The sequence below is a fragment of the Pseudomonas tohonis genome, assembly GCF_012767755.2.
Classification (GTDB): domain Bacteria; phylum Pseudomonadota; class Gammaproteobacteria; order Pseudomonadales; family Pseudomonadaceae; genus Metapseudomonas; species Metapseudomonas tohonis.
Window position 1 is genome coordinate 3903072 of sequence record NZ_AP023189.1, and the last position, 25775, is coordinate 3928846.

General features: G+C 70.0%; 20 protein-coding genes. 5 read left to right on the forward strand and 15 right to left on the reverse strand.

Annotation, left to right across the window (positions count from 1 at the left end):
* Positions 1-52: 52 nt before the first annotated feature.
* Complete coding sequence (gene katG / locus HSX14_RS17635; RefSeq protein ID WP_173177222.1) at positions 53-2317, reverse strand: catalase/peroxidase HPI; 2265 nt, start codon at positions 2315-2317, stop codon at positions 53-55.
* 392 nt (positions 2318-2709) lie between these two features.
* Positions 2710-3936, reverse strand: a complete 1227-nt coding sequence (locus HSX14_RS17640) for a YbfB/YjiJ family MFS transporter (protein ID WP_173177224.1) — start codon at positions 3934-3936, stop codon at positions 2710-2712.
* A 116-nt stretch (positions 3937-4052) separates the two neighbouring features.
* On the opposite strand from HSX14_RS17640, the gene HSX14_RS17645 reads away from it, so the two are divergent.
* Positions 4053-4925, forward strand: a complete 873-nt coding sequence (locus tag HSX14_RS17645; protein ID WP_173177226.1) for a LysR family transcriptional regulator — start codon at positions 4053-4055, stop codon at positions 4923-4925.
* Positions 4926-4968: 43 nt separating this feature from the next.
* On the opposite strand, the gene HSX14_RS17650 is transcribed toward HSX14_RS17645, so the two are convergent.
* Both HSX14_RS17650 and HSX14_RS17655 read right to left on the reverse strand, forming a co-directional pair.
* A complete protein-coding gene (locus HSX14_RS17650) occupies positions 4969-5787 on the reverse strand; it encodes an alpha/beta fold hydrolase (protein WP_173177228.1) in 819 nt (272 codons plus the stop codon).
* A 389-nt stretch (positions 5788-6176) separates the two neighbouring features.
* The gene (locus HSX14_RS17655) at positions 6177-7088 is read right to left on the reverse strand and encodes a cupin domain-containing protein (protein WP_173177230.1); all 912 of its coding nucleotides are present in this window, start codon (positions 7086-7088) and stop codon (positions 6177-6179) included.
* A 113-nt stretch (positions 7089-7201) separates the two neighbouring features.
* Between HSX14_RS17655 and HSX14_RS17660 the strand changes: the two genes are divergently transcribed.
* A complete protein-coding gene (locus HSX14_RS17660; protein ID WP_021220047.1) occupies positions 7202-7540 on the forward strand; it encodes a carboxymuconolactone decarboxylase family protein in 339 nt (112 codons plus the stop codon).
* A gap of 20 nt (positions 7541-7560) precedes the next feature.
* Here HSX14_RS17660 and HSX14_RS17665 read toward each other — a convergent pair whose 3' ends face one another.
* The 4 genes from HSX14_RS17665 to HSX14_RS17680 all read right to left on the reverse strand — a co-directional run bounded on the left by HSX14_RS17665 (position 7561) and on the right by HSX14_RS17680 (position 13380).
* Positions 7561-8478, reverse strand: coding sequence for a bestrophin family protein (locus HSX14_RS17665; RefSeq protein WP_173177232.1), 918 nt, complete (start codon positions 8476-8478; stop codon positions 7561-7563).
* Positions 8479-8786: 308 nt separating this feature from the next.
* Positions 8787-11111, reverse strand: a complete 2325-nt coding sequence (locus HSX14_RS17670) for a TonB-dependent receptor (RefSeq protein WP_228723456.1) — start codon at positions 11109-11111, stop codon at positions 8787-8789.
* A gap of 93 nt (positions 11112-11204) precedes the next feature.
* The gene (locus HSX14_RS17675; protein WP_173177236.1) at positions 11205-12323 is read right to left on the reverse strand and encodes an aryl-sulfate sulfotransferase; all 1119 of its coding nucleotides are present in this window, start codon (positions 12321-12323) and stop codon (positions 11205-11207) included.
* 61 nt (positions 12324-12384) lie between these two features.
* Positions 12385-13380, reverse strand: a complete 996-nt coding sequence (locus HSX14_RS17680) for an ABC transporter substrate-binding protein (protein ID WP_173177238.1) — start codon at positions 13378-13380, stop codon at positions 12385-12387.
* A 103-nt stretch (positions 13381-13483) separates the two neighbouring features.
* Between HSX14_RS17680 and HSX14_RS17685 the strand changes: the two genes are divergently transcribed.
* The 3 genes from HSX14_RS17685 to speE all read left to right on the forward strand — a co-directional run bounded on the left by HSX14_RS17685 (position 13484) and on the right by speE (position 16347).
* Positions 13484-14554, forward strand: coding sequence for a GlxA family transcriptional regulator (locus HSX14_RS17685; protein WP_308196936.1), 1071 nt, complete (start codon positions 13484-13486; stop codon positions 14552-14554).
* Positions 14555-15037: 483 nt separating this feature from the next.
* Complete coding sequence (locus HSX14_RS17690) at positions 15038-15499, forward strand: DUF3574 domain-containing protein (RefSeq protein ID WP_111262524.1); 462 nt, start codon at positions 15038-15040, stop codon at positions 15497-15499.
* Complete coding sequence (speE, locus tag HSX14_RS17695) at positions 15499-16347, forward strand: polyamine aminopropyltransferase (RefSeq protein WP_173177242.1); 849 nt, start codon at positions 15499-15501, stop codon at positions 16345-16347. The genes HSX14_RS17690 and speE overlap by 1 nt, the downstream gene beginning before the upstream one ends.
* Positions 16348-16487: 140 nt before the next feature.
* Here speE and HSX14_RS17700 read toward each other — a convergent pair whose 3' ends face one another.
* The 7 genes from HSX14_RS17700 to HSX14_RS17730 form a co-directional block, all read right to left on the reverse strand.
* The gene (locus tag HSX14_RS17700) at positions 16488-16949 is read right to left on the reverse strand and encodes a DUF3574 domain-containing protein (protein WP_173177244.1); all 462 of its coding nucleotides are present in this window, start codon (positions 16947-16949) and stop codon (positions 16488-16490) included.
* A complete protein-coding gene (locus tag HSX14_RS17705) occupies positions 16946-18313 on the reverse strand; it encodes an APC family permease (RefSeq protein WP_173177246.1) in 1368 nt (455 codons plus the stop codon). The genes HSX14_RS17700 and HSX14_RS17705 overlap by 4 nt, the downstream gene beginning before the upstream one ends.
* Positions 18314-18361: 48 nt before the next feature.
* The gene (locus tag HSX14_RS17710; protein ID WP_173177248.1) at positions 18362-20746 is read right to left on the reverse strand and encodes a TonB-dependent receptor plug domain-containing protein; all 2385 of its coding nucleotides are present in this window, start codon (positions 20744-20746) and stop codon (positions 18362-18364) included.
* A gap of 679 nt (positions 20747-21425) precedes the next feature.
* On the reverse strand, positions 21426-22091 hold the full coding sequence (locus tag HSX14_RS17715; protein WP_173177250.1) for a sulfite oxidase-like oxidoreductase: 666 nt from the start codon (positions 22089-22091) through the stop codon (positions 21426-21428).
* A gap of 10 nt (positions 22092-22101) precedes the next feature.
* On the reverse strand, positions 22102-23157 hold the full coding sequence (locus HSX14_RS17720; protein ID WP_173177252.1) for a substrate-binding domain-containing protein: 1056 nt from the start codon (positions 23155-23157) through the stop codon (positions 22102-22104).
* A gap of 26 nt (positions 23158-23183) precedes the next feature.
* Positions 23184-24209 carry an ABC transporter permease gene (locus HSX14_RS17725; RefSeq protein WP_173177254.1) on the reverse strand — a complete coding sequence of 342 codons (1026 nt, stop codon included), beginning with the start codon at positions 24207-24209 and terminating at the stop codon, positions 23184-23186.
* Entirely contained in the window at positions 24202-25773 is a 1572-nt protein-coding gene (locus tag HSX14_RS17730) for a sugar ABC transporter ATP-binding protein (RefSeq protein WP_173177256.1), read from the reverse strand. Before HSX14_RS17730 ends, HSX14_RS17725 begins: the two co-directional genes overlap by 8 nt.
* Positions 25774-25775: the final 2 nt, after the last annotated feature.

Below are 25775 nucleotides of genomic sequence, written 5' to 3' on the forward strand. Positions count from 1 at the left end.
GCAATGCACGACGCCTCCCGAAGGAGGCGTCGTGGTCAGGCCCTGGCGATGTTCAGCGCAGGTCGAAGCGGTCGAGGTTCATCACCTTGGTCCAGGCCGCGACGAAGTCCCTGACGAACTTGTCCTTCGCATCGGCGCTGGCATACACCTCGGCGATGGCGCGCAGCTGCGCGTGGGAGCCGAACACCAGGTCGACGCGGGTGCCGGTCCACTTCAGCTCGCCGGTCTTGCGGTCGCGCCCCTCGTAGCTGTTCGCCGAGGCCGGCTTCCACTCCACGCTCATGTCCAGCAGGTGGGTGAAGAAGTCGTTGGTCAGGGTTTCCGGCCGCTGGGTGAACACGCCGTGCCGGCTCTGCCCGACGTTGGCGCCGAGCACGCGCAGGCCGCCGACCAGCACGGTCATCTCCGGCGCGGTGAGGGTCAGCAGTTGCGCCTTGTCCACCAGCAGCTCCTCGGCGGAGACGCTGTAGCGCCCCTTGAGGTAGTTGCGGAAGCCATCGGCGATGGGCTCGAGGAAGCCGAAGGACTCGACGTCGGTCTGCTCCTGGGAGGCGTCCATGCGCCCCGGCGCGAACGGCACGGTGATGCTGTGCCCGGCGTTCTTCGCCGCCAGCTCGACGCCGGCGCCACCGGCCAGGACGATCAGGTCGGCCAGGGAGATCTTCTTGCCACCGGCCTGGGCGGCGTTGAACTCCGCCTGGATGCTTTCGAGGACGGCCAGCACGTTCTTCAGCTGCTCCGGCTGGTTGGCTTCCCACGAGCGCTGAGGCTCCAGGCGCAGGCGCCCGCCGTTGGCGCCGCCACGCTTGTCCGAACCGCGGAAGGAGGACGCGGCGGCCCAGGCGGTGGACACCAGTTGCGACACCGAGAGCCCCGAGCCCAGCACCTTGGCCTTGAGCGCGGCGACGTCGGCATCGTCCACCAGCGGGTGGTCGACGGCCGGGATCGGGTCCTGCCACAGCAGTTCCTCGGCGGGCAGCTCCGGGCCCAGGTAGCGGGCCATGGGGCCCATGTCGCGGTGGATCAGCTTGTACCAGGCGCGGGCGAAGGCATCGGCGAGCTGGTCCGGGTTGGCCAGGAAGCGCCGCGAGATCTGCTCGTAGGCCGGGTCGAAGCGCAACGCCAGGTCGGAGGTGAGCATCGAGGGCGCGCGGCGCTTGGCCGGGTCGTGGGCGTCGGGGATCTTGCCGTCGCCGGCGCCCCCCTTGGGCCGCCACTGGTGCGCGCCGGCCGGGCTCCTGGTCAGCTCCCACTCGTAGCCGAAGAGGTTCTCCAAGTACTCGTTGCTCCAGCGCGTGGGCGTCGAGGTCCAGGTCACCTCCAGGCCGCTGGTGATGGTGTCGCCGCCCTTGCCGCTGCCGAAGGCGTTCCTCCAGCCCAGGCCCTGCTCCTCCAGGCCGGCCGCTTCGGGCTCGGGCCCGACGTTGTCGGCCGGGCCGGCGCCGTGGGTCTTGCCGAAGGCGTGGCCGCCGGCGATCAGCGCCACGGTCTCCTCGTCGTTCATCGCCATGCGGCCGAAGGTCTCGCGGATGTCCCGCGCGGAGGCCACCGGGTCCGGGTTGCCTTCGGGGCCTTCCGGGTTCACGTAGATCAGGCCCATCTGCACGGCGGCCAGGGGGTTCTCCAGGTTGCGCTGGCCCTGGTCGGTGCGGCTCTCTTCCTGGCCGTGCTTCCCGGGCTCGGCCACCAGGGTGCCGTCACCCGGCTCCTGCACCGCCTTGGTGTTGCCGTAGCGCTCGTCACCGCCCAGCCAGACGGTCTCGGTGCCCCAGTAGACGTCCTCGTCCGGCTCCCACACATCGGGGCGGCCGCCGGAGAAGCCGAAGGTCTTGAAGCCCATGGACTCCAGCGCGACGTTGCCGGTGAGCACGATCAGGTCGGCCCAGGACAGGTTGCGCCCGTACTTCTGCTTGATCGGCCAGATGAGCCGGCGCGCCTTGTCCAGGCTGACGTTGTCCGGCCAGCTGTTGAGCGGGGCGAAGCGTTGCTGGCCGGTGCCCGCGCCGCCACGGCCGTCACCGGTGCGGTAGGTGCCGGCGCTGTGCCAGGCCATGCGCACGAACAGCGGGCCGTAGTGGCCGAAGTCGGCGGGCCACCAGTCCTGGGAATCGGTCATCAGCGCGTGCAGGTCGCGCTTCACCGCCTGGAAGTCGAGGCTCTTGAAGGCCTTGGCGTAGTCGAAGTCCGGGTCCATCGGATCGGACAGGGAGGAATGCTGGTGGAGGATCTTCAGGTTCAGTTGCTTCGGCCACCAGTCACGGTTGCTGGTGCCGCCGCCAGCGGCATGGTTGAACGGGCATTTCGATTCGGTCGACATCTGGATCCACCTCGGGTCGCGTGTGCCCCTCTGCCCGGAGGGGTCGGAACGGGCGCGCCGGCCACCGCCTGCGGAGCGGCGGTCGACGGATCGCCACGGCTCCACGGATGCACGGCACAGCGATGTTCCAACAGCGGGCAGCAGGGCTCTGTTGTTATCCCTTCATCAGGTTTGGCGCGGGACCGAGCCCAACGCTAGAGCAAGACTAGACCTCCATTGGAGGAGGTCTAATAGAGGCAGCGTTGGGGGTCGATAGTCTGGCTCTTTCAGCCGTCCCGCCCGTGAAGTCGGGCCTTGGGCCGGGCGCCGACGAGCGGCCACCGGCATGCCGATGGTGGGCCGTCCCGGTGCCGGTAAATTGTACCGTTGTGCGGTTTTTCGCGACGCGCCCTTCAGGCCGCCCCGCTCCCCGCCCGTTGCGTGAGTCGCACCCCCGCGCGCGCCTTCAGGGCCAGCGACAGATCCAGGAGCAGCGCCAGGACGATGGCGCCCAGGGCGACGGCGAACAGCGCCGGGTACTGGCCGCCGCTCGCCGAGAACAGCATCGAATAGCCATAGCCGGCCAGTGCCTGGAAGGTGGCGAAGGACACCGTCGCGCGGCTCCAGGTGGCGGTCTGCCGAGGGTGGTCGGCCACCAGCTGGTGCACCCGCGCCAGGGCCAGCGGCACGATGCCCGGCGGGAAGGAGCCGATCAGCAGCGCCGCCCCTGCCAGCACGCGCAGATCGCCGGACGCCAGCAGCACGCCGAGGGCGACGGCCTGCACCGCCAGCACCAGGCGGATGGCCCTGCGCGCGCCCAGGTGGTCGGCGAGGAAGCCGTACACCACCGGGCCGAGCGTCGCACCCAGGCCGTACAGCGTCCACAGCAGCGCCCCGGCGTGGTGGCCGGCCCCCAGGCTGCGGCTCACGTAGTCCACCAGGAACATCATCGGCGCCACCAGGCCGACCGCCATCAGCGCGTACTGCGCGAACAGCAGGTGGACGCCGCCTGCGCCACCGGGTGCGGGCGACGGCGCCGCGTCGGCCAGGTGCACCCCCTCGCGAGGCCAGGCCCACCAGCTGGACAGCGTCAGCAACGCCGCCACCGCGCCGAGCCCGACCCAGGCCTGGCGCAGGCCGGAGGACAGCAGCAGCGGCACCAGGGTCCCGGAGCCGGCGATGCCCAGGCCCAGGCCGAGAAAGATCGCGCCCCCCGCCACGCCCCGGCGCTGCGGCGGCACCCGCGGCAGGATGGTGCTGGCGGCCAGCACCATGATCACGCCACCGGAAATGCCGGAGAACAGCCGCCAGGCGAAGAACCAGCCCAGCGACAAGGGCACCGCGCAGGCGAAGAACGACAGGGTCACCAGCAGCATCATCGCGCGCAGCACGGCAGGGCTGGAGAAGCGCCGGGCCAGCGGCCGGCCGGCCAGGGCACCAACCAGATAGCCCGCGAGGTTCGCCGCGCCGAGGTAGAACACCGCCGAGGCGGAGAACCAGTGCGCCTCGATCAGCGAAGGCACCAGCGGTGTGTAGGCGAAGCGGGCGAGCCCGATGCCCACCAGGCTGGCGCACATGCCCGCCCAGATGGGCAACCAGGGCGAGCGGCGGGAGGATGCGTGAGACGGGGCGGAATCCATGATGACCTCTCAGGTGACGGAGTCGCGATGAGAGGAGGATAAGCGCGCGGAAAGATGAAATAATGCAGCGTTTTCAAACCACTGCAATGCATTTTTGCATCACACAGGAGCCCCGGATGAACTGGGACGACGCCCGCATATTCCTCGCCCTGTGCCGCGAACAGACGTTGCGCGGCGCCGCCCGCGCGCTGGTGGTCGACCAGGCCACCGTCGGCCGCCGGCTCGCCTCGCTGGAACAGTCCCTGGGCGCCACGCTGTTCCTGCGCACCTCCGCAGGCTACGCCCTGACCGCCGCCGGTGAGGTGGCGATGGCCGCCGCCCTGGACATGGAAGCCTCAGCCGCCGACCTGCAGCGGCGCATCCTCGGCATGGACGACCGCCTGGCCGGCGTGGTGCGGGTCACCACCACCGAGTCCTTCGCCGCCGACTTCATCATTCCGGCCATGGCGCGCATGCGCCTGGAGCACCCGAACATCGAAGTGCAGCTGCAGGCCTCGACGCAGATGCTCAACCTGACCAAGCGCGAAGCGGACATCGCCGTGCGCAACCAGAAGCCGGACAACCCCGACCTGGTGGTGCGCCGGGTGGCGCGCTGGAGCGCAGGCCTGTTCGCCACGGCGGGCTACCTGCAGGCACGCGGCACCCCCGAGCCGGGAGCGGCCTTCGCCGGCCACGACCTGGTGCTCTACCAGCCCTACCTGGACAGCGGCAAGGACGTGACCCTGGCGTCCGAGCCCATCAGCCACGGCCGCATCGCCATCACCTGCACCTCGGGCCTGATGGTGCGCCATGCCGTCGCCAGCGGCCTGGGGCTGGGCGAGATTCCCCTGCCGCTCGGCGCGCGCGATGGGCTGGTGCGGGTTTGGGAAGAACGCGAGATCCGCCCCTACGACGTCTGGCTGGTGACGCACAGGGACGTGCGCCACACCGCGCGGGTGCGGGTGGTGATCGACGCCATCGCCGAGGCCTTCGCCACGGTGACGGCCTGAAGCCCCGAGGGCCGGCCACCCCTGCGGGCGGCCGGCGGCAGGGTCACTGCGCGAGGAACGCCAGCAGGTCCTCGTTCAACTGCTGCGCGTGGGTCACGGCGAAGCCATGGGGGGCGCCTGCGTAGACCTTGAGCACCGCGCCGGGGATCGACTCCGCCGCCAGTTTGCCGGTGGCCTCCAGCGGCACGATCTGGTCGTCGTCGCCATGGATCACCAGGGTGGGTACATCGACCTTGGCCAGGTCGCCACGGAAGTCGGTGCCGGCGAAGGCGGTCACGCAGTCGATAGTGCCCTTGAGCGACGCCAGCAAGGCGATGTTCAGGGTCTGGGTGAGCACGCCCTGGGAAACCTGCTGGCCGTGGTTGATGCCGTAGAACGGCGCGGCGAAGTCGGCGATGAACTGTGCGCGGTCCTTCAGCAGGCCGTCCTTGATGCCATCGAACACGGCCTGCTCCACGCCCAGCGGATGGTCGGCGGTCTTGCCGAAGATCGGCGTCACCGCGCCCAGCAGCGCCAGCTTGGCGACCCGCCCGGTGCCATGACGGCCGATGTAGCGGCTGACGTCGCCACCGCCCATGGAGAAGCCCACCAGGGTCACCTCGTGCAGGTCCAGGTGCTCGATCAGCTGGGCGATGTCGTCGGCGAAGGTGTCGTAGTCGTAGCCGTTCCACGGCTGGCTGGAACGACCGAAGCCACGGCGGTCGAAGGCGATGGTACGGTAGCCGCGGCTGCTCAGGTACTGCATCTGGTATTCCCACATGTCGGCATCCAGCGGCCAACCGTGGCTGAACAGCACGGGCTTGCCGCTGCCCCAGTCCTTGTAATAGATCTCGGTGCCGTCACGGGCCACGAACGTCGTCATGCAAACCTCCAGGAATGGTCATAGGTGGGCTTGGAGCGGGCCATGTCCGGCCCTCCAAGCCCACACTATCCCCCCGCGAGCCACGCCGGGATTGCACGGATGTGCTGTGCTCGCCAGCATCCCGACCCGGCCCAGGCAACCTGCCCCGGCGCCCTGCAACGGGGCCCCAGCGGGTGCTTGATGGCCGATGAGCTCGGCACCGGTGGCGGCCAGGGTCTCGCGACGCCAACCCAAGAGCGGGTTGAATCGCGAATGAATTCGCTCCCACAGGCAATCCTCACCGTGGCACTGCCCTGTAGGGGCGACTTCAGTCGCCAAGCGGCGCGCAGCGCCGCCGGCTGGACCACGCTCTACGGTCCACCAACCGGAGCCATGCCGGGTACCGCCGATCAACCCCGGTTGCGCTGCCTGTACCCCGCCGGTGATTCGCCCAGGTGCTGGCGGAACACGCGGCTGAACGACGCCTGGCTGGGGTAACCGACTTCCAGCGCGATGGCGCCGATGCTCATTGCCGTGCCTTGCAGCAATTGCTGCGCGCGCTCCAGGCGCAGGCGCGTCACCAGGCTGGCGGGCGGGGTGCCGGCGAGCTGGGTGAAGGCGCGCATGAAGCTGGAGCGCGACATGTTCGCCTCGGCCGCCAGTGCCTCCACCGGCCAGTCGCGCGAGAGGTCCGCCAGCAGCGCCAGCGCCGCCTTGCCCAGGCGCCGGTCGCGCAGCAGGGCGAAGATGCCCGGCAGGTCCTGGCGCTGCCGCAGGTAGGCGCGCATCACCAGGGTGAAGAGGATCACCGAGAGCCCGTCGACCATCGCCTGGTTGGCCACCTCTTCGCCCTCGGCCTCCAGCCGCATCAGTTCCACCACCGCAGCCAGGCGGCCCTCCGAGGTGGCGCCGGCCTGCACCACCAGCACATCGGGCAAGGCCTCCAGCAGGGTCGCGCGCGGGTTGTAGTGGATGCGCCCGCAGAGCATCTCGAAGCCCTCCCCGCCCTGGCCGATGCGCAAGAGCGGAATGCGCCCGGGCTCTTCGTGCGGGGGCGTCGGAGTGGGCAGGCGGCCCGGCTGGCCGGCCTGCAACAGGTGCGAATCGCTGCGCGGCAGCAGCAGGATCTCCCCCGCGTGCAGGCGTCGGGGCGGCTGGCCGGCGAGTTCCAGGCGGCACTCGCCGCGCAGCAGGATGTGGTAGCTGGCCTGGCCGGCCGGCAGGCGCGGGTGGTCGAGGGACCAGTTGCCGTGCAGCTGGCAGCGCAGGTCCAGCACGCCACGGAGGTTGGCCAGGTCGATCAGGTGGTCGAATGCGTGCATCGGGACGTTTCGGCAAAGGGATGGGCAGGAATGCAAAACGCCGGGAACGCGCCGGCGGGACACTCTCCTCACCGGCCGATGACCGGCACCGTGCAAAGCTAGGAGAAGCCATCATGCTGTTCAACTGGTCCGACTACGTTCCCGCCGTGAAGAAAGCCTTCGGCAAGCTCGGCAAGTCCCACCCGAAGATGCTCGCCGCCTACCAGGCCCTGGGCGCCGCCGCCAGCGACGGCGACGCGCTCGACGCCAAGACCCGCGAACTGATCGCCATGGCCGTGGCCATCACCACTCGCTGCGACGGCTGCATCGGCGTGCATGCCGAAGCCGCGCGCAAGGCCGGCGCCACCGAGGCCGAACTGGCCCAGGCCCTGGCCACCGCCATCTCGCTGAACGCCGGCGCGGCCTACATCTACTCGCTGCGCGCCCTGGAGGCCTTCGAGCAGACGGCCTGAGGCCCGGCGCGTCACCCGCGCTAGAGCAGCACGCCCTTCACCGGCTGTGCCGGCTCGGGCGCGGGTTCGCCCAGCAGCTCCAGCACCGTGATCTCGATGTTGCGACACATGGCGTTCAGCGGCAGGTCGTTGGGCTGGGTGTCGAAGGGGTCGGAAATCTGGTCGCCGAGGGCATCCAGGCCGAAGAAGGTGTACGCCAGCACGCAGACCGCGAAGGGCGTGAACCAGCCGATGGCGTCCACCAGGCAGAACGGCAGCAGGAAGCAGTACACGTGGACGATGCGGTGCAGCATGAGGATGTAGGGATAGGGGATGGGCGTGTTCTTGATGCGCTCGCACCCACCCAGCACATAGGACAACCGGGTCAGTTGCTCGTCGAGGGTCGCCTGGACCCTCTCGCCCGCCCCCGCCTCGCGGCTCGCCGCCATCACGCGCTGGCCGATCAGCCCCAGCAGTGCGCTGGGCACGTTGCCCTTGCCGGCCAGCTGCGCGCGGGCCGGCGCGTCCAGCAGGCGCTGCACGTCGGCGCCATCGCCCGCGCCACGCAGGTGATCGCGCAACGCATGGCTGAAGGCGGCCAGCGCATCCACCAGCCGGCGGCGCTCGGCTGGCGGCATGGCCGGGGTCAGGCTCAGCAGTTGCCGGGTCAGGTTGCGGGTGACGATCAGCAGCTCGCCCCACAACGTGCGTGCCTCCCAGAAGCGCTGGTAGGCCACGGTGTTCCTGAAGCCGAGGAAGATCGCCAGCGTCAGCCCCCAGAGGGTGAAGGGCGTGGCCGTGAGGATCACCTTGTAGTGATAGAGCGTGCCGTGGGTGGCCACCACCACCGAACTGATCAGCACGGTGAACACCACCTTGCGCCAGATGGCCGGGATGATCGACCCCTTGAGGGAGAACAGCAGGACCGGGATCGAAGGATTCTGGGGACGGGTGATCATCGGCTAGGGCTCGGCAGGCAGGACGGGGATGGGCGCAACTATAGAGCCTGGCGACCCCGTTTGGCCTGCGCCCCACAGCAAATACCAGCCCGCTCGCAACCCTGTGCCGGCGGCAGGTCCTTCGCAGCTGAAGCCGCTCCCACAAGGAGAGCCTCTGCGGTTGGGCCCGATATCGCCGCGTTGGGCCTCGCTACGCTCGGCACCGACCTACGACGCCGTGCCCAACTCGAACCAGGGCGCCAACCGGTGTGGTGGATGACGCTCCTTTCATCCACCAAGCGACCTTGCAGCACACACGCATGCCTGCCTCAGAAGTCGTACCGCGCCGTCATCCCCAGCGTCCTCGGGGTGCCGAGCACGCCGGTGTAGGCGCCGTTCGGCGAGTTCCACAGGGTGGTGTAGTAGGTCTTGTCGAAGGCGTTCTTCAACCACAGCGACACGTCCCACTGGCCGTCCCCGAGGTCGCCGCGCACGCCGGTGGCGAGGTTGACCAGCGCGTAGCTGGGCAACTGGGCGTAGCGCGAGTCATCGATGGTGCCCACCGCGTGGGAGCGGAAGGCGTAGCTGGCGTTGAGGTACGGGCGCACCGTCTCCAACTGCCACTCGTAGGTGCCGTTACCGTTGAAGATCCACTTCGAGGCGCCGACCACGTTGTGCCCGCTGAGGTCGCACGAGGCCGGGGCGCCGGGGCGCAGGGCCACTTCCGCCGGGCAGGGAGCGTCCTCGTAGGCGAGGTAGCGCACGTCGTTGTACGAGCCGTTGGCGTTCAGGGTCAGCCCGCGAATCGGGCGCAGGGTCGCCTCGAACTCCACGCCCCGGCTGCGCACGCTGCCGGCGTTGGTGAGGTAGCTGGTGAGGTTGGCGTCGTCGTAGGCGTTGGCCTGGTAGCCGTGGACCACCGTCCAGAACAGGTTGGCGTTGAGCTGCAGGCGGTTGTCCAGCAGCGTGCTCTTGACGCCCAGCTCGGCATCGTTGGCGCGCTCGGTGCCGATCAGCAGCGAGTCCGCCCCCGCCACCGGGGCGCTGGCGACGCTGAGGTTCACGCCGCCGGATTTCTCGCCGTGGGACAGCGAGGCGTAGCCCAGCACCCGGTCGTCGAAGCGGTAGGCCAGGCTGAGCAGCGCCGAGGGGCTGAAGCTGTACTGCGCCAGGTCGCCCGAGTCGTAGGCGCCGACCCGCGCATTGCGTACCGAGGCCGCCGCACCGCTCACGGCAGCGCCGCCCACGGGGGCATTGCGCCCGACCCGCGCCTGCTTCTCCTCGTAGGTGCCGCGCACCCCGGCGGTGAAATCGAGGCGCTCGGTGAGGTGCCAGGTGCCCTGGGCGAACAGCGCGAAGCTGTCGGTATCGATCCGGCCCTTGCCGATGCTGGTGACGTCGTTGAGCGCGCCGGCCGGCGTGCCGTTCCAGGTGTCGGCCAGGGGATCGTAGTACGTGAACACCTCGTTGCGCATTTCCTGGCGGAAGTAATAGGCGCCGAGCACGTAGTCGAAGGCGCCGCCGGTGGGCGATGCCAGGCGCAGTTCCTGGGAGTACTGCTTGTCGCGGGCGGACTGGCCGACGTTGTCCATCACCCGCACATTCAGCTCGTCGTCGTTGCGCGGGGTGAAGTCCCACCAGCGGTAGGCGCTGATGGAGGTCAGGGTGAAGTCGTTGGGCAGCGTCCAGTTGGCCTCCAGCGAAGTGCCGCCCTGGAACACCTTCACGCTCTGGTCCGCGTCCAGGTTGACGTGGCGCCCGCGCACCAGGGTCGCGCCCACGGCGGCGGCGCGCTGCTCGTAGCGGTTGACGCCGTTGATGGTCGGCCCGGTGCTGAACAGCGAGCGCGTCCCGGCGCTGGAATCTTCCTCGTTGTAGTCGGCGATCCAGCGCAGGTTGAAGGCCTCGTTCGGCTCGAACAGCAATTGCCCACGGAAGCCCTGGCGGGTGCCGCCGCCCAGGGTGTGGCCATCGTGCTCGTTCTCCACGTAGCCGTTCTCGCGGGTGCGGTAGGCCGACAGGCGCCCGGCCAGGGTCTCGCTCAGGGGGCCGGAGAAACTGCCCTGGTTCTGCACGTAGCCGTCCTCGCCTAAGGAGGTGGAGACGCTGCCCTCGGCGGTGAAGCTCGGCTTGCGGGTGCCGATGTTGAGCACGCCGGCGGTGGTGTTCTTGCCGAACAGCGTGCCCTGCGGGCCGCGCAGCAACTCCAGCTGCTCGATGTCCAGCAGGTCGAACACCGCCATCCCCGGGCGGCCCAGGTAGACGTTGTCCAGGTAGATGCCGGCGCTGCCTTCCAGGCCGTCGCTGGCCGGGTTGTTGCCCAGGCCACGGATGGACAGGCTCGACTGCCGCGCATGCATGAAGGCGACATTGAGGCTGGGCATCGCCTGCTGCAGGTCCTGCACGCGGTACAGGCGCTGCTCTTCCAGGGTCTGTGCCGAGAGCACGGTCATCGGTGTCGGCACCGACTGCGCCTCCTCGGTGCGGCGGCGGGCGTTGACCGTCACCGCTTGCAGGGTGGTGTCATCGGCCGTGGCGCCGGGCGTGCGCTCGGCCGCCGAGGCCTGGCCCGGCGCGCAGGCCAGGGCGACGAGGGTGGGAACCAGCATCCGCAGGGCGGACGCGCAGGGGGGCCGGTTGAAGGGCGTGGTCATCATGGACTCCGGTCATGAGTGGACCCTCGCTGCGCGTGGTCTGCGTAAGCGTGATCGGGTGGTGGTCGTGGGTGGGTGGGTGAAGCCGCGCGGTCAACTGCGCAGCCAGGGGATGTCCCGCGCCAGGTAGCGGTGCGCGCGGAAGATGGCGTTGTTCTCGCCCGGCAGGTAGGCCCGCGAGGCGGCGTCCGGGTAGGCGGCGAAATGCGGGTTGATGTACTCCCACACCACGGCGCCTTCGCGGGTGACCTCGAACAGCCGGCCGAAGTTGGCCTCGGTGATCAGCGTGTTGCCGTTCTCCAGGCGCTGGGCACCGCCCATGAAGGGGGTGAAGAAGGCGTAGCCGGGGGTGTCGGCGTACTGCCATTCGATGCGCTGGGCGATGGGGTCGACCTCGATCACCCGCGAATGGGGCATGGAGATGTGCGGGCGCGAGATGCCGTTGTCGAACACCAGCACGCGGCCGTCCTCCAGCTCGCTGGGGCAATGCTGCTGGGCGACGATGTCGTGGCCCAGGCGCCAGAGCACGCGGCCGCTGGCCCGCTCGACGGCGATCACCGAGGAGACGCTGCGCAGGCTGAGGATCACCTTGCCGTCGCGCCCCGGGGTCACCGCGTTGGTCATCGGCCAGTGGTAGCGCTCGAAGCAGTCGTGCAGCGGGTAGTCCTCCGGCGCCAGGTGCTCCCAGCTGCGCCATTCCCAGAGGGTGGCGCCGGTGCGGTCGACCTCCTTGACCACGTCGCCATAGATCACCCCGCCCGGCGCCTCGCTGCCGGGAATGCCGCCCAGCACGCGCGCGGCGATGGCCTTGGGCAAGGGCTCGGCGGTGGTGTAGAGCAGGTTGCCGTTGGCCAGCCACTGGGCGTCGTGGTGGTGGGCGAGATCGGTGTGCTGCCAGACCACCTCGCCCTCCGGGGTCACCTCGGAGAAGGCGCCGCCGTGCCACACCGACCAGCCTGGGAACAGCTCGGGCGAGTCCGGGTGGTTGCCGTTGTAGCCGAGGTTGCCGTTGGCCAGCAGCACCGCATCGCGGCCGGGGCGCTGCGGCAGTTGCCAGCGGTGCACCTCGTTGCCGTCGATGTCGATGAGGAAGACCTTGCCGCCGGCGGTCTGCGGGGCGAACAGGGTGTAGCCGCCGGCGGAGCGCTCGCGGTCGACGGCGATCAGGCCGGTGGCGTGGCGGCGCAGGGTGGTGGAATCGAGTGGGGGCATGGGGTTTCTCCGGGTGAGCGCCGCCCTGCCGGCGGGTGCGGCATGGCGGTCGGGCTGGGGGTCAGTGGGCGCTGGGCAGCAGGCGGTTGTAGCGGTCGTCGAAGGCCTCGCCCACCTGCAGCGGCCGGGGGATCAGCCGCGCCTCGGCGAAGGCGTCGGCCAGGCGCTGCTGCAGGGCGCTGACGCGGCCGTCCAGGGGCACGTAGCGCAGGCTCTGCTGCTGCAGCATCTCCTGCACCAGGGGCAGCGGCAGGCGGGTGACGCCGGCCAGGTGCTCCGCCCAGGGGCCGGGGTTGGCAGTGGCCCAGGCCTGGGCGCGGGCCAGGCGCTGGACGAAGTCGCCCAGCAGGTCGGCCTTCAGCGGGTCGTTCAGGGCAGCCAGGCTGGCGACGGTGAAGTTTAGGCCAGTCTCGGGCCAGGGGCTGCCATCCACCAGGCGTCGCGCGCCCCGCGAGGTGGCCTGGCCGACGAAGGGGTACCACACCGCCCAGGCGTCGAGGCGGCCGCTGGCGAAGGCGTTCTGCGCATCCACGGGGCTGGCGTAGAGCACCTGGATATCAGCGGTCTTCAGCCCCGCGCCGGCCAGCGCGGCCAGCAGCAGGTAGTGCCCGCTGGAGCCCTTGGCCACGGCGACGCGCTTGCCCTTGAGCTCGGCGACGCTGTGCAGGGACGAATCCGCCGGTACCAGCAGCGCGTTGTTGTTCTGCGCGCCTTCGGCGGCGGCGATGATGCGCACGTCGAAGCCACCGGCCTGGGCGAACACCGGCGGCGCATTGCCCACCACGCCCACGTCCACGGCGGCGGCGTTGAGCGCCTCCATCAGCGCCGGCCCGGCGGTGAAGGGGTGCCAGTCGAGGCGGTACGGCAGGTCGCGGTCCTCACCCGCCGCCGCCAGCAGCGCCTGGACCAGGCCGCTCTGGTCGCCCACCTCCAGCTCGGCGCCGGCCAGTTCGGTGGCAGGCCGGGCCGCCAGGGGCGACGGCTCGGCGTGGGCCGGCCCGGCGCACAGCAGGGCGAGCAGCGGCAGGTGCTTGGCAGCGGAAAGGAATCGGCGCATCGTCGCGGGTCTCTGAATCAAGGCTGGCTCCAGTATGTCGACGCCCCGCGCTCGCCTCCATGTCAAACACCCCACCTTTTCTGCCATCGCGGCGCCCCGCTCCGTGCTGGTCCTGGCCTTCCCCGGCGCCCTGCTGCTGAATGCCGCCGGGCCCCTGGAGGTGTTCGCCGCCGCGCCCCGCGTGCTCGGTGGCGAGCTGGCCGAGCACCCGCCCTACCGCGTGGTGCTGGCCTCCCCCGAGGGCGGCGAGATCGAGACCATTTCCGGCATCCAGGTGTGCACCCGCTCGCTGGAGCAGGTGGCGCGCGAGGTGCCGGACATCGACACGCTGATCGTCATCGGCGGCCCGGGCGTGTCGCGGCTGGAGACCGATGCCGACGCCATCGCCTGGCTGCGCCGCCATGCCCCCAGCGCCCGCCGCCTGTGCTCGGTGGGCACCGGCGCCTTCGCCCTGGCCGCCGCCGGCCTGCTGGACGGACGCCGCGTGGTGACCCACTGGAAGTTCGCCGAGGACCTGCAACAGGGCTACCCGGCGCTGCGCGTGGAACGCGACGCGCTGTACCTGCACGACGACAACCTGTGGACCTGCGGCGGCGCCTCGGCGGGCATCGACCTCGGCCTCGCCCTGCTGGAGCAGGACCTCGGCCCCCACGCCGCCCTGGCGCTGGCGCGCTACTTCACCCTGTTCATCCACCGTTCGGCCGAGCAGCCCCAGCTCAGTGCCTCGCTCAAGGCGCAGAGCGACGCCCTGCGCAGCGACCGTGACCTGCGCCTGGTGCGCCTGCACGCCTGGATGGCCGAGAACCTCGACGCCGATTTGCGCGTCGAACGCCTGGCCGAACGCATCGGCATGAGCCCGCGCCACTTCGCCCGTGCCTATGCCGCCGCCACCGGCGGCACCCCGGCCCAGGCCGTGGAGACCCTGCGCCTGGAAGCCGCCTGCCGGCTGCTGGAAACCAGCGCCGAGCCCATCAAGCGCATCGCCGAGACCACCGGTTTCGGCAACGAGGAACGCATGCGCCGCAGCTTCCAGCGCCAGCTCGGCACGAGCCCCCTCGCCTACCGCGCCCAGGCCCGCGCCCCGCAACAGACCGACAGCCTCCCCGCCCAGGGCCAGACCGGCTACCGCCATGACAACCGCCTCGCCATCGCCCTGGAGCAGCTGGCGCAATAGGGGCCGGCAGCGGCAGCACCCCGTGGGAGCGAATTCGTTCGCGAAGGAGCGGCCAGCCACTCGCGGCCCCGTGCCTGCGGGAAATCTTTCGCGGCTGAAGCCGCTCCCACAGGGCGGACGCCGACCTACGGCACGTGCGCAACCCGAGCCACGGAGCCAACCGGTGTGTAGGGTGGATGGCGCTCTTTTCATCCACCAGCGGGGTGGCCGGCGAGCACCCGCAATGCCTCGGGGAACACCGTGGGAGGGCAGCCCTGCGGGCTGCTTGGCGACTGAAGTCGCCCCTACAGTCGCCCCGGCAGACGCCCCGGCAGTCGCCGTACGATCGCCCCTGCGCGGCACGTGGCGGTAACAGCGAACCATTATGCGCTAACGATCTATCAATCTAATTTTTACATCCTTCAGGGAATTAAAGCGGCGCTCTATAGTGCGGGTCCCAACCCTCCCGCACGTCCGGAAGCGTGCTCGCACAAGGATTCCCGCATGTCCCCTCGCCTGTTGTTCCCCGCCCTCCTCCTGGCCCTGGCGGGATGCGCGGCGACGCCGCCCGCGTCGGTCCACACCACCAACCCCACCAGCTCCACCCTGCAGGGCGACGCCTCGCGGCCGGCGCAGGCGCATTGGCTGCGCACCGAGCTGTATTTCTCCGTGGGCCCGCTGGAGGGTGGTCCGGGCAGCGTCAGCCCGGCGCGCTGGCGCGAGTTCATCGACCAGGAGGTGACGGCGCGCTTCCCCGACGGCTTCACCGCCTATGACGCCTACGGCCAGTGGCGCGACAAGGGCGCGGCGCAGCCCGAGCGCCTGAGCACCAAGGTCATCGTCATCCTCCACGAGGACACCCCGCGCCACGACGCCGATATCGAAGCCATCCGCCTGGCCTGGAAACGCATCACCGGCGACCTCTCGGTGCTGCGCCTGTCGCAACCGGCGGACGTGTCGTTCTGATGGCCGACTACCGGGAAACCCTCTACGAGGGCTACGGCCAGCAGCTGCGCATCGACGAGCTGCTGCATGAAGGCCATACCGACCAGCAGCACCTGGTGATCTTCCGCAACGCCCGCTTCGGCCGCGTCATGGCCCTGGACGGCGTGGTGCAGACCACCGAGGCCGACGAATTCATCTACCACGAGACACTGGCCCACGTGCCGATCCTCGCCCACGGCGCGGTGCGCCGGGTGCTGGTGATCGGCGTCGGGGACGGCGGCATACTGCGCGAGATCGTGCGCCATGCCGGCATCGAGGAAATCGTCGCGGTGGAGATCGACGCCGAGGTGATCGCGCTGTGCCGCGAGCACCTGCCGCAGCATTCGGCCGGCGCGTTGGACGACCCGCGCCTGCGCCTGGTGATCGGCGACGGCCTGGATTTCGTCGCCACCACCGAGGAGCGCTTCGATGTGATCATCAGCGACTCCACCGACCCGGGCGGCCCCGCCAGCAGCCTGTTCGGCGCCGACTTCTACCGCAACTGCCAGCGCTGCCTGAACGCCGACGGCGTGCTCGCCACCCAGAACGGCGTACCCTTCCTGCAGCCGGACGAGCTGAGCGGCACCGCGCGCCACCTGGCGGCCACCTTCGCCGACTGGGGCTTCTTCCTCGCGGCGGTGCCCACCTACATCGGCGGCGCCATGAGCTTCGGCTGGGCCAGCAACAGCCAACGCGCCCGCGCCACCGACCTCGCCACCCTGCAGCAACGCTTCGCAGCCAGCGGCCTGCGCACCCGCTACTACAACGCCGAGGTGCACCAGGCTGCGTTCGCCTTGCCGCAGTACATGCGTGAGTTGATCGACGGGTGAATTTCCCCGCGCAGGCGCCAGGCCGGGCGTAGGGTGGACCGCGCTTCATCGGCCCACCGTTCGTACTCGCCGGTCACTCCGCCTGGTGGATGAAAAGAGCGTCATCCGCCCTACCCACGGGCAACCTCCATGCCTTGCCTTCAGGGCGCCAGCTGGCGGTTCTTCACGCGGTCGTCGGTCCAGTCGGGGTCGCTGGCGGTGACGGGGCTGGAGACCTTGAGCACCGCCATGCCGTGACGGGCGAGGAACAGCGCGCCGATCTCGGCCAGGGCCTCGCGGTTGGCGGCGTTGTCGGCGTGGATCAGCAGGAGGATGCGCGAGGGCAGCTTCTCCGGCTTGCCGCTGGGCCCGCGCCACTGGCCATTGACGTCGTACCAGCTGAGGCCGTCGGGGAAGCGCGGCGTCACCTCCTCGGCGAGGAAACGCTCCCACGCCGCAGGCTCGATGGCGCCGAAATAGAGCTCGGTGCGCAGCATGGCGTGCTCCCGTGGGTGGCCATCGCCGGCCAGCGGGCTGCGGCTTGCCAGCAGCAGTGCGGCACCGGCCAGGGTCGCCACCAGGGCGATCACCACCGGCCCGCGCAGCAATTTCCAGACAGTCATGAGAGCACCTCGCCTTCGCCAGCCACCGAACCACCGCGCCAGGCCAGCAGCCCCTGCAACAGCGCGCCCAGGGCGAGCACGGCGACGCCGACGAAGGCGCCATAGCCGACATAGGCCAGGCTCGACCAGAGCATGTACAGGCACAGGGCGAAGAACAGCAGCGGCAGCAGCGGATAGAGCGGCACCCGCACCGGCCTCGGCACCTCGGGGTGGCGACGGCGGAGGATGATCAGCGCCAGGCTGCTGAGGGCCATGAACAGCCAGTAGACCGGGGTCATGTATTCCACCATGGCGTTGAAGCCGCTCTCGGCGAAGCTGCCGAAGGCCACCAGTAACAATGCCACGCCGCCTTCGGCGAGCAGTGCACGGCGCGGCACGCCGTGGCTGTCGTCCCAGTGGCCGAGGCGGTGCAGCGAGGGCACATCGCGGGCAGCGGCGTAGGTGGTGCGGGCACCGACCATCAGCGTGGAGTTGATGCTGGCCACGGCGGAAACACCCACCACCAGCAGGATCACACCGACACCCGGTGCGCCGAAGGCGCGGCCCAGCAGCTCCACCGCCGGTGCGCCGCTGGCCGCCAGGCCATCGAACCCCAGGCCCTGGATGAAGGCCCAGTTCAGCGCCAGGTAGATGCCCAGCAGGAGCAGCAGCGCGCCGAGCATGGCGATGAAGAGGCCGCGCCGACCGTCACGGATCTCCGCCGACAGCGTGGCCGCGTCGCTCCAGCCGCCAAAGGCGAGGAAGACGAAGATCATCGCCGCCGAGAAGCCCGCCACCCCGCCGCTTTCCGGCGGCAGCGGATTGCTCGGCGGCGGCACCGCGACGCCCTGCCAGGCCAGCCAGGCGCCGCCGGAGACGATGGTCAGGAAGCCCAGGGTGAGCAGGCTCACCAGCAGCGTCTGGGTGAGGAAGCCGACCCGCACGCCGAGCAGGTTGACCAGCACCAGGGCGACGATCAGCGCCCCGGCGAACAGCCCTGCGCCGTGGTGCCCGAGGGGCAGCACGGCGGTGAAGTAGTCGGCGAAGAGAAAGGCCGAGAGCGCGATCCAGCCGGTGTGCAGCACGGCGAAGCGCGACCAGGCGAAGAGGAAGCCCACCCGCTCGCCGTAGGCGCGGTGGAGGAAGTGGTAGTCGCCGCCGGGGTGGGGAAAGGCCGTGGCCATTTCGGCGAAGCACAGCGCGCCGACCATGGACAGCAGGCCGCCGAGCACCCACACCAGGTAGAAGTGCTCGGCGCCGACGTTGAGCGCCACGGTGGGCGCGGTCTTGAGGATATCGGTGGTGATCACCATGCCCAGGGTCACCAGCAGCGCCTGCAGCACGCCGAGGTGACGCCGTGGCCCGGCGCTTGGGGTGTCGCTCATGCCCGCCTCCGGCAGGGGCCTGGCCGCCCGGGTGGGCGGCCGGCTCGGTCAGAAGCCGTAGGTGGCGCGGGCGTAGTAGTACGCGCCGTTGGAGCCGACCGGCGAGAGCACGTCGTACGGCAGGTTGCCGCCGTAGTTGATCTCCGAGCTGGAGCGCTCCGGGTACTGGTCGGTGAGGTTGTTGCCGCCCAGGGCGACGCTGAACTGCGGGGTGAACTTGTATTGCACCTCGGCATCGAGCTGCCACACGGCGTCGTAGGTCTGCTCCGGCTGCGAGGTGCCGAAGTCGAACACGCGGGTGGTCTCGCCCTGGCGGGTGAGGCGGCCCAGCAGGCTCCAGTTGGCGTTGCTCCAGGTGGTGGAAAGGACGAAGCGATCACGCGGTGCGGCGTCAGTGAGGGTGTTGCGCTCCTCCACGCCCACCAGCGCGTCGTTGCCGATGCCCAGGGCGGCGAGCTGCGACGGCGTGCCCTTGGTGGCGGTGACCTTGGTGTGGTTGTAGGTGTAGGCGGTGGTCACGCCCAGTTGGCCGTCGGCGAAGGGCTGGTGGTAGTTGAGCACCAGCTCGGCACCATCGGTGCGGGTGTCGGCGGCGTTGGTGAAGAAGTTGACGTCGTGCACCCCGGCCACGCCGAAGTTGTCCAGCACGTACTGCTCCAGGGCGTCGCTGCCGATGCGCTGGGACAGGGTGATGCGGTCCTTCACGTCGATGCGGAACACGTCGAACGACAGGTCGAAGCGCTCGCTCAGCTGGGCGGTGAGGCCGATGCTGAAGTTCTTCGAGGTCTCCGGGTCCAGGTCCTCGGCCCCCAGGGCACGGGCGATGGGGTCATTGACCGAGAGCACGCGGATGTCGGTGAGGGTGCCGCCGGTGCCGAAGTTGCTGGTGGTGTGCTGGAAGCCCACCTGGGCCAGGGACGGCGCGCGGAAGTTGTTGGACACGGCACCACGCAGGGCCACGGCATCGGTCAGGCGGTAACGGCCGCTGAGCTTGCCGGTGAGCTTGCTGCCGGCGTCGTCGTAGCGCTCCCAGCGGGTGGCGGCATCGACGAACAGGCGGTCGGTGAGGTCGCCCGAGAGCTCGGCGTAGGTGCCGAACACGTTGCGGTCCAGGTCCACTTCCTCGCTGGGGCGCAGGCCGCTGGCACCGTCGGCGCCGGTGCCCACGTAGGAGGCCTCGTCGCCGGCGCGGGTCAGGTAGTTCTCGTAGCGGTACTCGCCGCCCAGGGCCAGGGCGAAGGACGTGCCCAGCAGGCTCAGCTCGCGGGTGAAGTCGAGGTTGCCTACGGTCTGGCGCAGCTCGTACTCGCCGGTGTCGAAGCGGGTCGGTGAGGCGGCGCCGAGGGAGGCGTTGAGGGTGCGCTTGGTGGCGGATTCGAACAGGTTTCGGCCGTGGGTGAGGCTGGCATCGTAGTCCCAGTCTTCGCCGATCAGGCCCTTGAAGCCGCCGGTGAGGGACAGGTCCTGGTTGGTGCCGAGGGACTGCGGCAGGAAGCCGTTGGGGTAGAACGCCGGCTGCTCGCTGGGGTAGCGGTAGAATTCGGCACCGGTGGTGGTGCGGTGGTTGTAGGTGCCGAAGGTGTAGGCCTCGATGTCACCCAGGGCCAGCTTGCCGTTGAACCAGGTGTTGATGTCGCGGGCGTCGCCGTCGCCCATCACGTAGTTGCGCTGGCCGGGGGTGTCGGCGAAGCCGTCGAAGCCGGCGCGGTTGGTGGGGTTGCGGTCCTTGTATTCGGCGCCGCCGCGGATGAAGCCGTCCTCACCCAGGCGCGTGCCGATCTTGGCCGTGGTGGCGCTGTTCTGGCCGTCGGTGGTGGTCTCGTGGATGGCGCTCTGGTGGGTGTGGTAGGCGCCGTAGGTGGTGGAGACCTCGCCGCCTTCGGGGGCGTCGTCGAGGATGATGTTGATCACCCCGGCGATGGCATCGGAGCCGTACTGGGCGCCGGCGCCGTCACGCAGCACTTCGATGCGCTTCACCGCGCTGATGGGGATGGAGTTGAAGTCCACCGGGGCGGTGCCACGGCCGATCTTCGAGGAATCGTTGACCAGCGCCGAGGTGTGGCGGCGCTTGCCGTTGACCAGCACCAGCACCTGGTCCGGGCTCATGCCGCGCAGCTGGGCGGCACGCACGTGGTCGGCGCCACCGGAGTTGGACTGGCGCGGCAGGCTGAAGGACGGCAGCAGCGTCTGCAGGGCCTGGCCCAGTTCGCCGTTGACCGCGCCGGTGGACTTCAGGTCCTCGGCGGTGAGCACGTCCACCGGCACGGGCGAATCGAGCACGGTGCGGTTCTTGGCGCGGGTGCCGGTGACCAGCACGGTGCCGAGGCGGGTCGAATCGTCGGCGCTGCTGGTGGCTTCCTGGGCGTGTGCGGGGGCTTGCGCCAATGCCGTGAGCACGGCGGCGCCCAACAAGGGGAAGGAACGGCGATGCATGCGAATTACTCCTTGGTCGCACTTTTGACGGGCAGTTGGCCAACCCCTGGAAGTTGCCGTCCCGACAGATGGATGCTGTTTTAAATGGTCTTCAAGTTGCCATCGCGAAGTTGAACGGAAGCGCCCGCCTAACAGCGGCGGCACGTTCTGATTCGTCGTGCAACGGGGGCAGTGCCGACCGGGTCCTGCCTCTTTGCGAGGTGGCCTGGTATCTCGTTCTTGGGCGGCATCCATGCCTGATGGGGTGTCCTGGGGGCCGATCCTAGACGAGCCCGACGGACGGGCAAAATAACGAATAACACTTAGGTTATATCGCACAGCCGGCTTATAAGCGGAATAAATAAAGTTGCTACTACAGCAGCAATAGATGTTGCTGGAGCAGCACTGAAAATACAGTTCAAGTTCAGTTCCTGGTTATTGAACCTGGCAATTAATGGAACTTTGCTTGGCAAGTTTCTTGGGCGCGCAAGAGCACGTTTCAATAAGGGGGACTGGAAGTTGAGCCCACCTTCGCTGGTGGAGGTAAAAAGCGACCTCCACCCTACGCCAGGCTCTGGCCCCGGAGCACGACGTATTGCCGGTTGTAGGGTGGACCACGCTTCACCGGTCCACCATGCGGGGGTGGGTTTGACTCCGCTGCCGGTTGCCGCTCCCACAGAACGCCCCCGCCCTTCCCCGCTCAGTCATAGGCCTTGCGTTGCCACTCGTCCTCGGGGATGTCCAGCGCCTCGCCGGAGAAGCGCTGTTCGAGGAAGGGGTCGGCGTGCAGGTGGAAGCCATTGCGCTCCCAGAAGCCCGGCGCCTCCTCGGTGGTGAACTCCAGGGCGCGCAGCCACTTGGCGCTCTTCCAGAAGTAGCGCCCGGCCACCAGCAGGCGCAGCGGCCAGCCGTGCTGGGGCGTCAGCGGCTGGTCGTCGTAGGCCAGCGCCAGCAGGCTGTCGGGATGTAGCAGGTCGGCCAGGGCGAGGTTGGTCTGGTAGTCCGTGTCGGCGTGGGCCATGACGAAGGCGCCCTGCGGCTCGATGCCGTGGGCCTGCAGCAGGTCGCCCAGGTGCACGCCGCGCCAGCGGGTGTCGAACTTCGACCAGCGGGTGACGCAGTGGATGTCGCAGCGCACCTCACGCTGCGGCAGCTGCAACAGGTCGTCGAAGCGCAGCTCCAGGGGCCTGGACAGCGCGCCGTGCAGGCGCAGCGACCAGTCGGCCAACGCGTACCTGGGCACCTCGCCCTCGTGAAGGATGGGGAAGCGCTCGGTGAGCACCTGCCCCGGCGGCAGGCGCGTGCCGTGGGCCGGGTCGTTCTTCACCGCCCTCGCCTTGCGCAACCGCGATGCCTTGTCGTGCATGGCGCTCGCCTCAGTCGGCCAGGGGAATCCACGGCGAGCGGGCGACGCTGGCCGACTCGCCGAAGGCCGGCAGCTTCTGCGCCAGGTCGCGCACGTTCTTCACATCCAGGTCCAGCAGCTGCTGGCGGGTAATCAGGGTGGCGGGCACCTGCACGCGGGGGCCGGTCTCTTCCCCGGCGATGCGCTGGGCCAGGGTGCGCACGCTGATGGCGCCGGCCACTTCCGGGTTCACCGCGGCGGTGGCGGCCCAGGCGCTGCCCGGCTCCTTCATGATCTGGATGTCGGCGGTGGAGATGTCGGCGCTGTAGATCTTCACCTGCTCGCCCAGGCCGGCTTCGTCGACAGCGATCTTGGCGCCTTTGGCGAACTCGTCGAAGGGCGCGAAGATCACCTGCAGGCCGGGGTTGGCGCGCAGCACGGCGCTGGCCTGGTCCGCCACCGAGTTGGCGATGGGCGGGTTGAGGGTGCCGAAGCGGGCCTTCTCGACGATGCCCGGGTTGGCCGCCTTGACCTGGCGCCAGATCTCGTCGCGACGCTCCATGGGCGTGAAGCCGCCGATGAACACGTAGCCGGCCTGGAAGGCGTTGCCGTTGTCCTTCAGCGCCTGGTCCAGGGCCAGTTGCGCCAGGGCGTGGTGGTCCTGCTCGATCTGGGTCACGCCGGGGTTGCCCAGCTCGACGTCGAAGGCCACCACCTTGATGCCCTTGGCCACGGCCTTGTCGACGGTGTCCTTGAGGGTTTCCGCCAGGCCGAGCTGGACGATGATGCCGTCCACGCCCAGGTCGATCGCCTGCTCCAGCTGCTCGCGCTGGGTCGCTGCCCGCTGGCGGGCATCGAACAGGCGCAGGTCGACGCCCAGGGCCCTGGACTGCTTCTCCACGCCGCGCAGGTAGGCCTCGGGGAAGTCGCCGGAGAACAGGTAGCCGACCAGGGCGATGCGTACGCCGCCCTTGTCGAAGGGGGCCGGGGCACCGTCGATGCCGGCGGCGCTGGCGCCGGAGGCGAGGGACAGGGCCAGGGCGCCGGCCGCGAGGCGACGCAGGGCGCGGTTGATCAATGCAGGCATGTCGGGTTCCTTTTTCTGAAGAGGGTTCAGCGCGCGCGTTGGGCGAGGCCGAAGGTGAACATCAGCGCCAGCACCAGCACCGCGCCCTTGACGAAGTCCTGGGCGTAGTAAGGCGCGTTGAGCATGGTCAGGCCGTTGAGCAGGGTCGCCACCAGCAAGGCGCCGACCAGGGTGCCGAAGGCGTTGGGCTTGCGCGCGCCGAGCACGGCGAAGCCGATCAGTGCGGCGCCCAGGGCGTCGAGCACCAGGCCGTTGCCGGAGCTGACGTCGCCACGCCCCAGGCGCGCCGCCAGCAGCAGCCCGCCGAGTGAGGCCAGGGAGGCGGAGAGCACGTAGGCCAGCAGCTTGTAGCGCTCCACCGGGGCACCGGCCAGGCGCGCCGCCCGCTCGTTGCCGCCGATGGCGTAGAACACCCGGCCGAAGCGCGTGCGTTCGAGGAATGCCCACACCAGCAGCGCCACCACCAGCATTACGACCACGGGCACCGGCACCGTGTCCCACAGCCGCGCGCGGCCGAGGGCGAGGAAGGCGGCGCTGAAGCTGCCTGCGGCCTCGTCGCCGTTGGGCAGGGTCATGCCGACAGCGATGGAGCGGCCGCCGGTGGGGATCAGTTGCAGGCCGATGACCAGGAACATGCTGCCGAGGGTGGCGAGGATGTCCGGCACGCCCAGGCGCACGATGAGAAAGCCGTTGAGCAGCCCCACCAGCGCGCCGCAGGCCAGGCTGATGGCCACCGCCGGCAGCGGCCCCCAGCCGAGCACCACCATCACGTAGCTGGCGCACATCAGGCTCATGGCGGCCACCGCGCCGATGGACAGGTCCAGCCCGCCCACCGCCATGGTCAGGGTCACGCCCAGGGCCAGCAGCGCGACGATGGACACCGACTGCAGGATGATGAACAGGTTGCCCACCCGCAGGAACGCCGGCTCCAGCACGGCGAACAGCACCAGGATCAGCCCCAGCACCAGCAACAGGCCGTAGTGGATGGCCAGGCGCAGCAGCGTCGCCCCCAGGGGCGGGGTGAAGGTCGAGGGCGAAGAGGATTCAGGCACGCGCGGCTCCTTGGCGATGCGGGTAGTCGGAAAGGGGGTGCGCGGGGACGCCGGCCAGCTGCGCCACCAGGTCGGCGCGTTGCAGGCCGTCGTTGGCGTGGCCACCGACCACGGCGCCATCGCGTACCACCAGGATGCGGTCGGCGATCTCCAGCGCCTCGTCGGGGTCGGTGCAGATCACCAGGGTGGCGCGGCCGGCGGCGCTGGCGCGGATGCGCGCACCGATCTCGCGGCGGGCGCGGATGTCCACGCCCTGGAAAGGCTCGTCGAGGATCAGCACACGGCCCTCGCCGAGCAGCCAGCGGGCCAGCACCACCTTCTGCTGGTTGCCGCCGGAGAGGGTGTCCATGGGCACCTCGATGCCCGCGCACTTGATGCCCAGCGCCTGCACCTGGGCTTGCACCGCGTCGCGTTCGGCGCGGCGGTCGATGAACCCGGCGCGGCTGAAGCGCGCGAGAAACGGCAAGGTCAGGGTGCGCGCCAGGGAGAAGCCCGGCACCAGGGAACCGCGCGTGCGGTCCTCGGTGGCCATGAACACGCCCCCGGCGATGGCCTGGCGTGGCGAGGCCGGCGCCCAGGGCCGGCCGTCGAGGGTGATGCGCCCGGCAGCGGCGCGGCGCAGGCCGAACAGCAGCTCGGCGATCTCGCTCTTGCCGGCACCGAGCAGGCCGGTGAGCGCCACCACCTCGCCCTCGTGCAGGCTGAGGTCGAAGGGCGCGCCGCGCGCATCGAGCCGGCATCCGCGCACCGCCAGCACCTCGCGGCCGGGGGCGTGGCGCTCCAGCGTGACCGCCGCCAGGGCCGAGCCGAGCATCGCCACCACGGCGGCGGCAAGGTCCAGCGGCGCGGCGAACTCGCCGGCCAGACGCCCATCGCGCAGGACGATGGCGCGGTCGGCGATGCGCTGCAGGTCGGACAGGCGATGGGAGATGTAGAGGATCGCCACGCCGCGCTGGCGCAGGCTGTCGATCAATGCGAACAGGCGCTCGGCCTCGCTGGCCGACAGCGATGCGGTGGGCTCGTCGAGGATCAGCAGGCGCGGCTCCAGCGCCAGGGCGCGGGCCAGCACCACCAGTTGCCGCTCGGCGGTGCCCAGCGATTCGATGGACGCATCCAGCGGCAGGTGCAGATCGAGCCCGGCGGCGATGTGCGCGGCGCGCTCACGCAACCGCCCCCGCCCGGCCCAGACGCCGTTGCCGGGCTGGCAGAGTTCGTCCAGCACCAGGTTCTCCGCCACGCTGAGGCCCGGCACCACCGCATCGTCCACGTGCTGGTGTACGGCGACGATCCCGGCACGGCGCGCCGCCTGGGGGGAGGCGAAGCGCACCGCCCTGCCCTGCACCCGCAACTCGCCGGCGTCGTGGCCATGGCTGCCGGCGAGCACCTTGACCAGGGTCGACTTGCCGGCACCGTTGGCCCCCAGCAGCGCCACCACTTCCCCGGGAAACAGGTCGAGGTCGATGCCCTGGAGCACGGGGCTGGCGCCGAACGACTTGCCCAGTGCCCGGGCGCTGACCAGGGCACTGGCCAAGGCATCAGGGCGGGCGGCTATCGAAGCGGTCATGG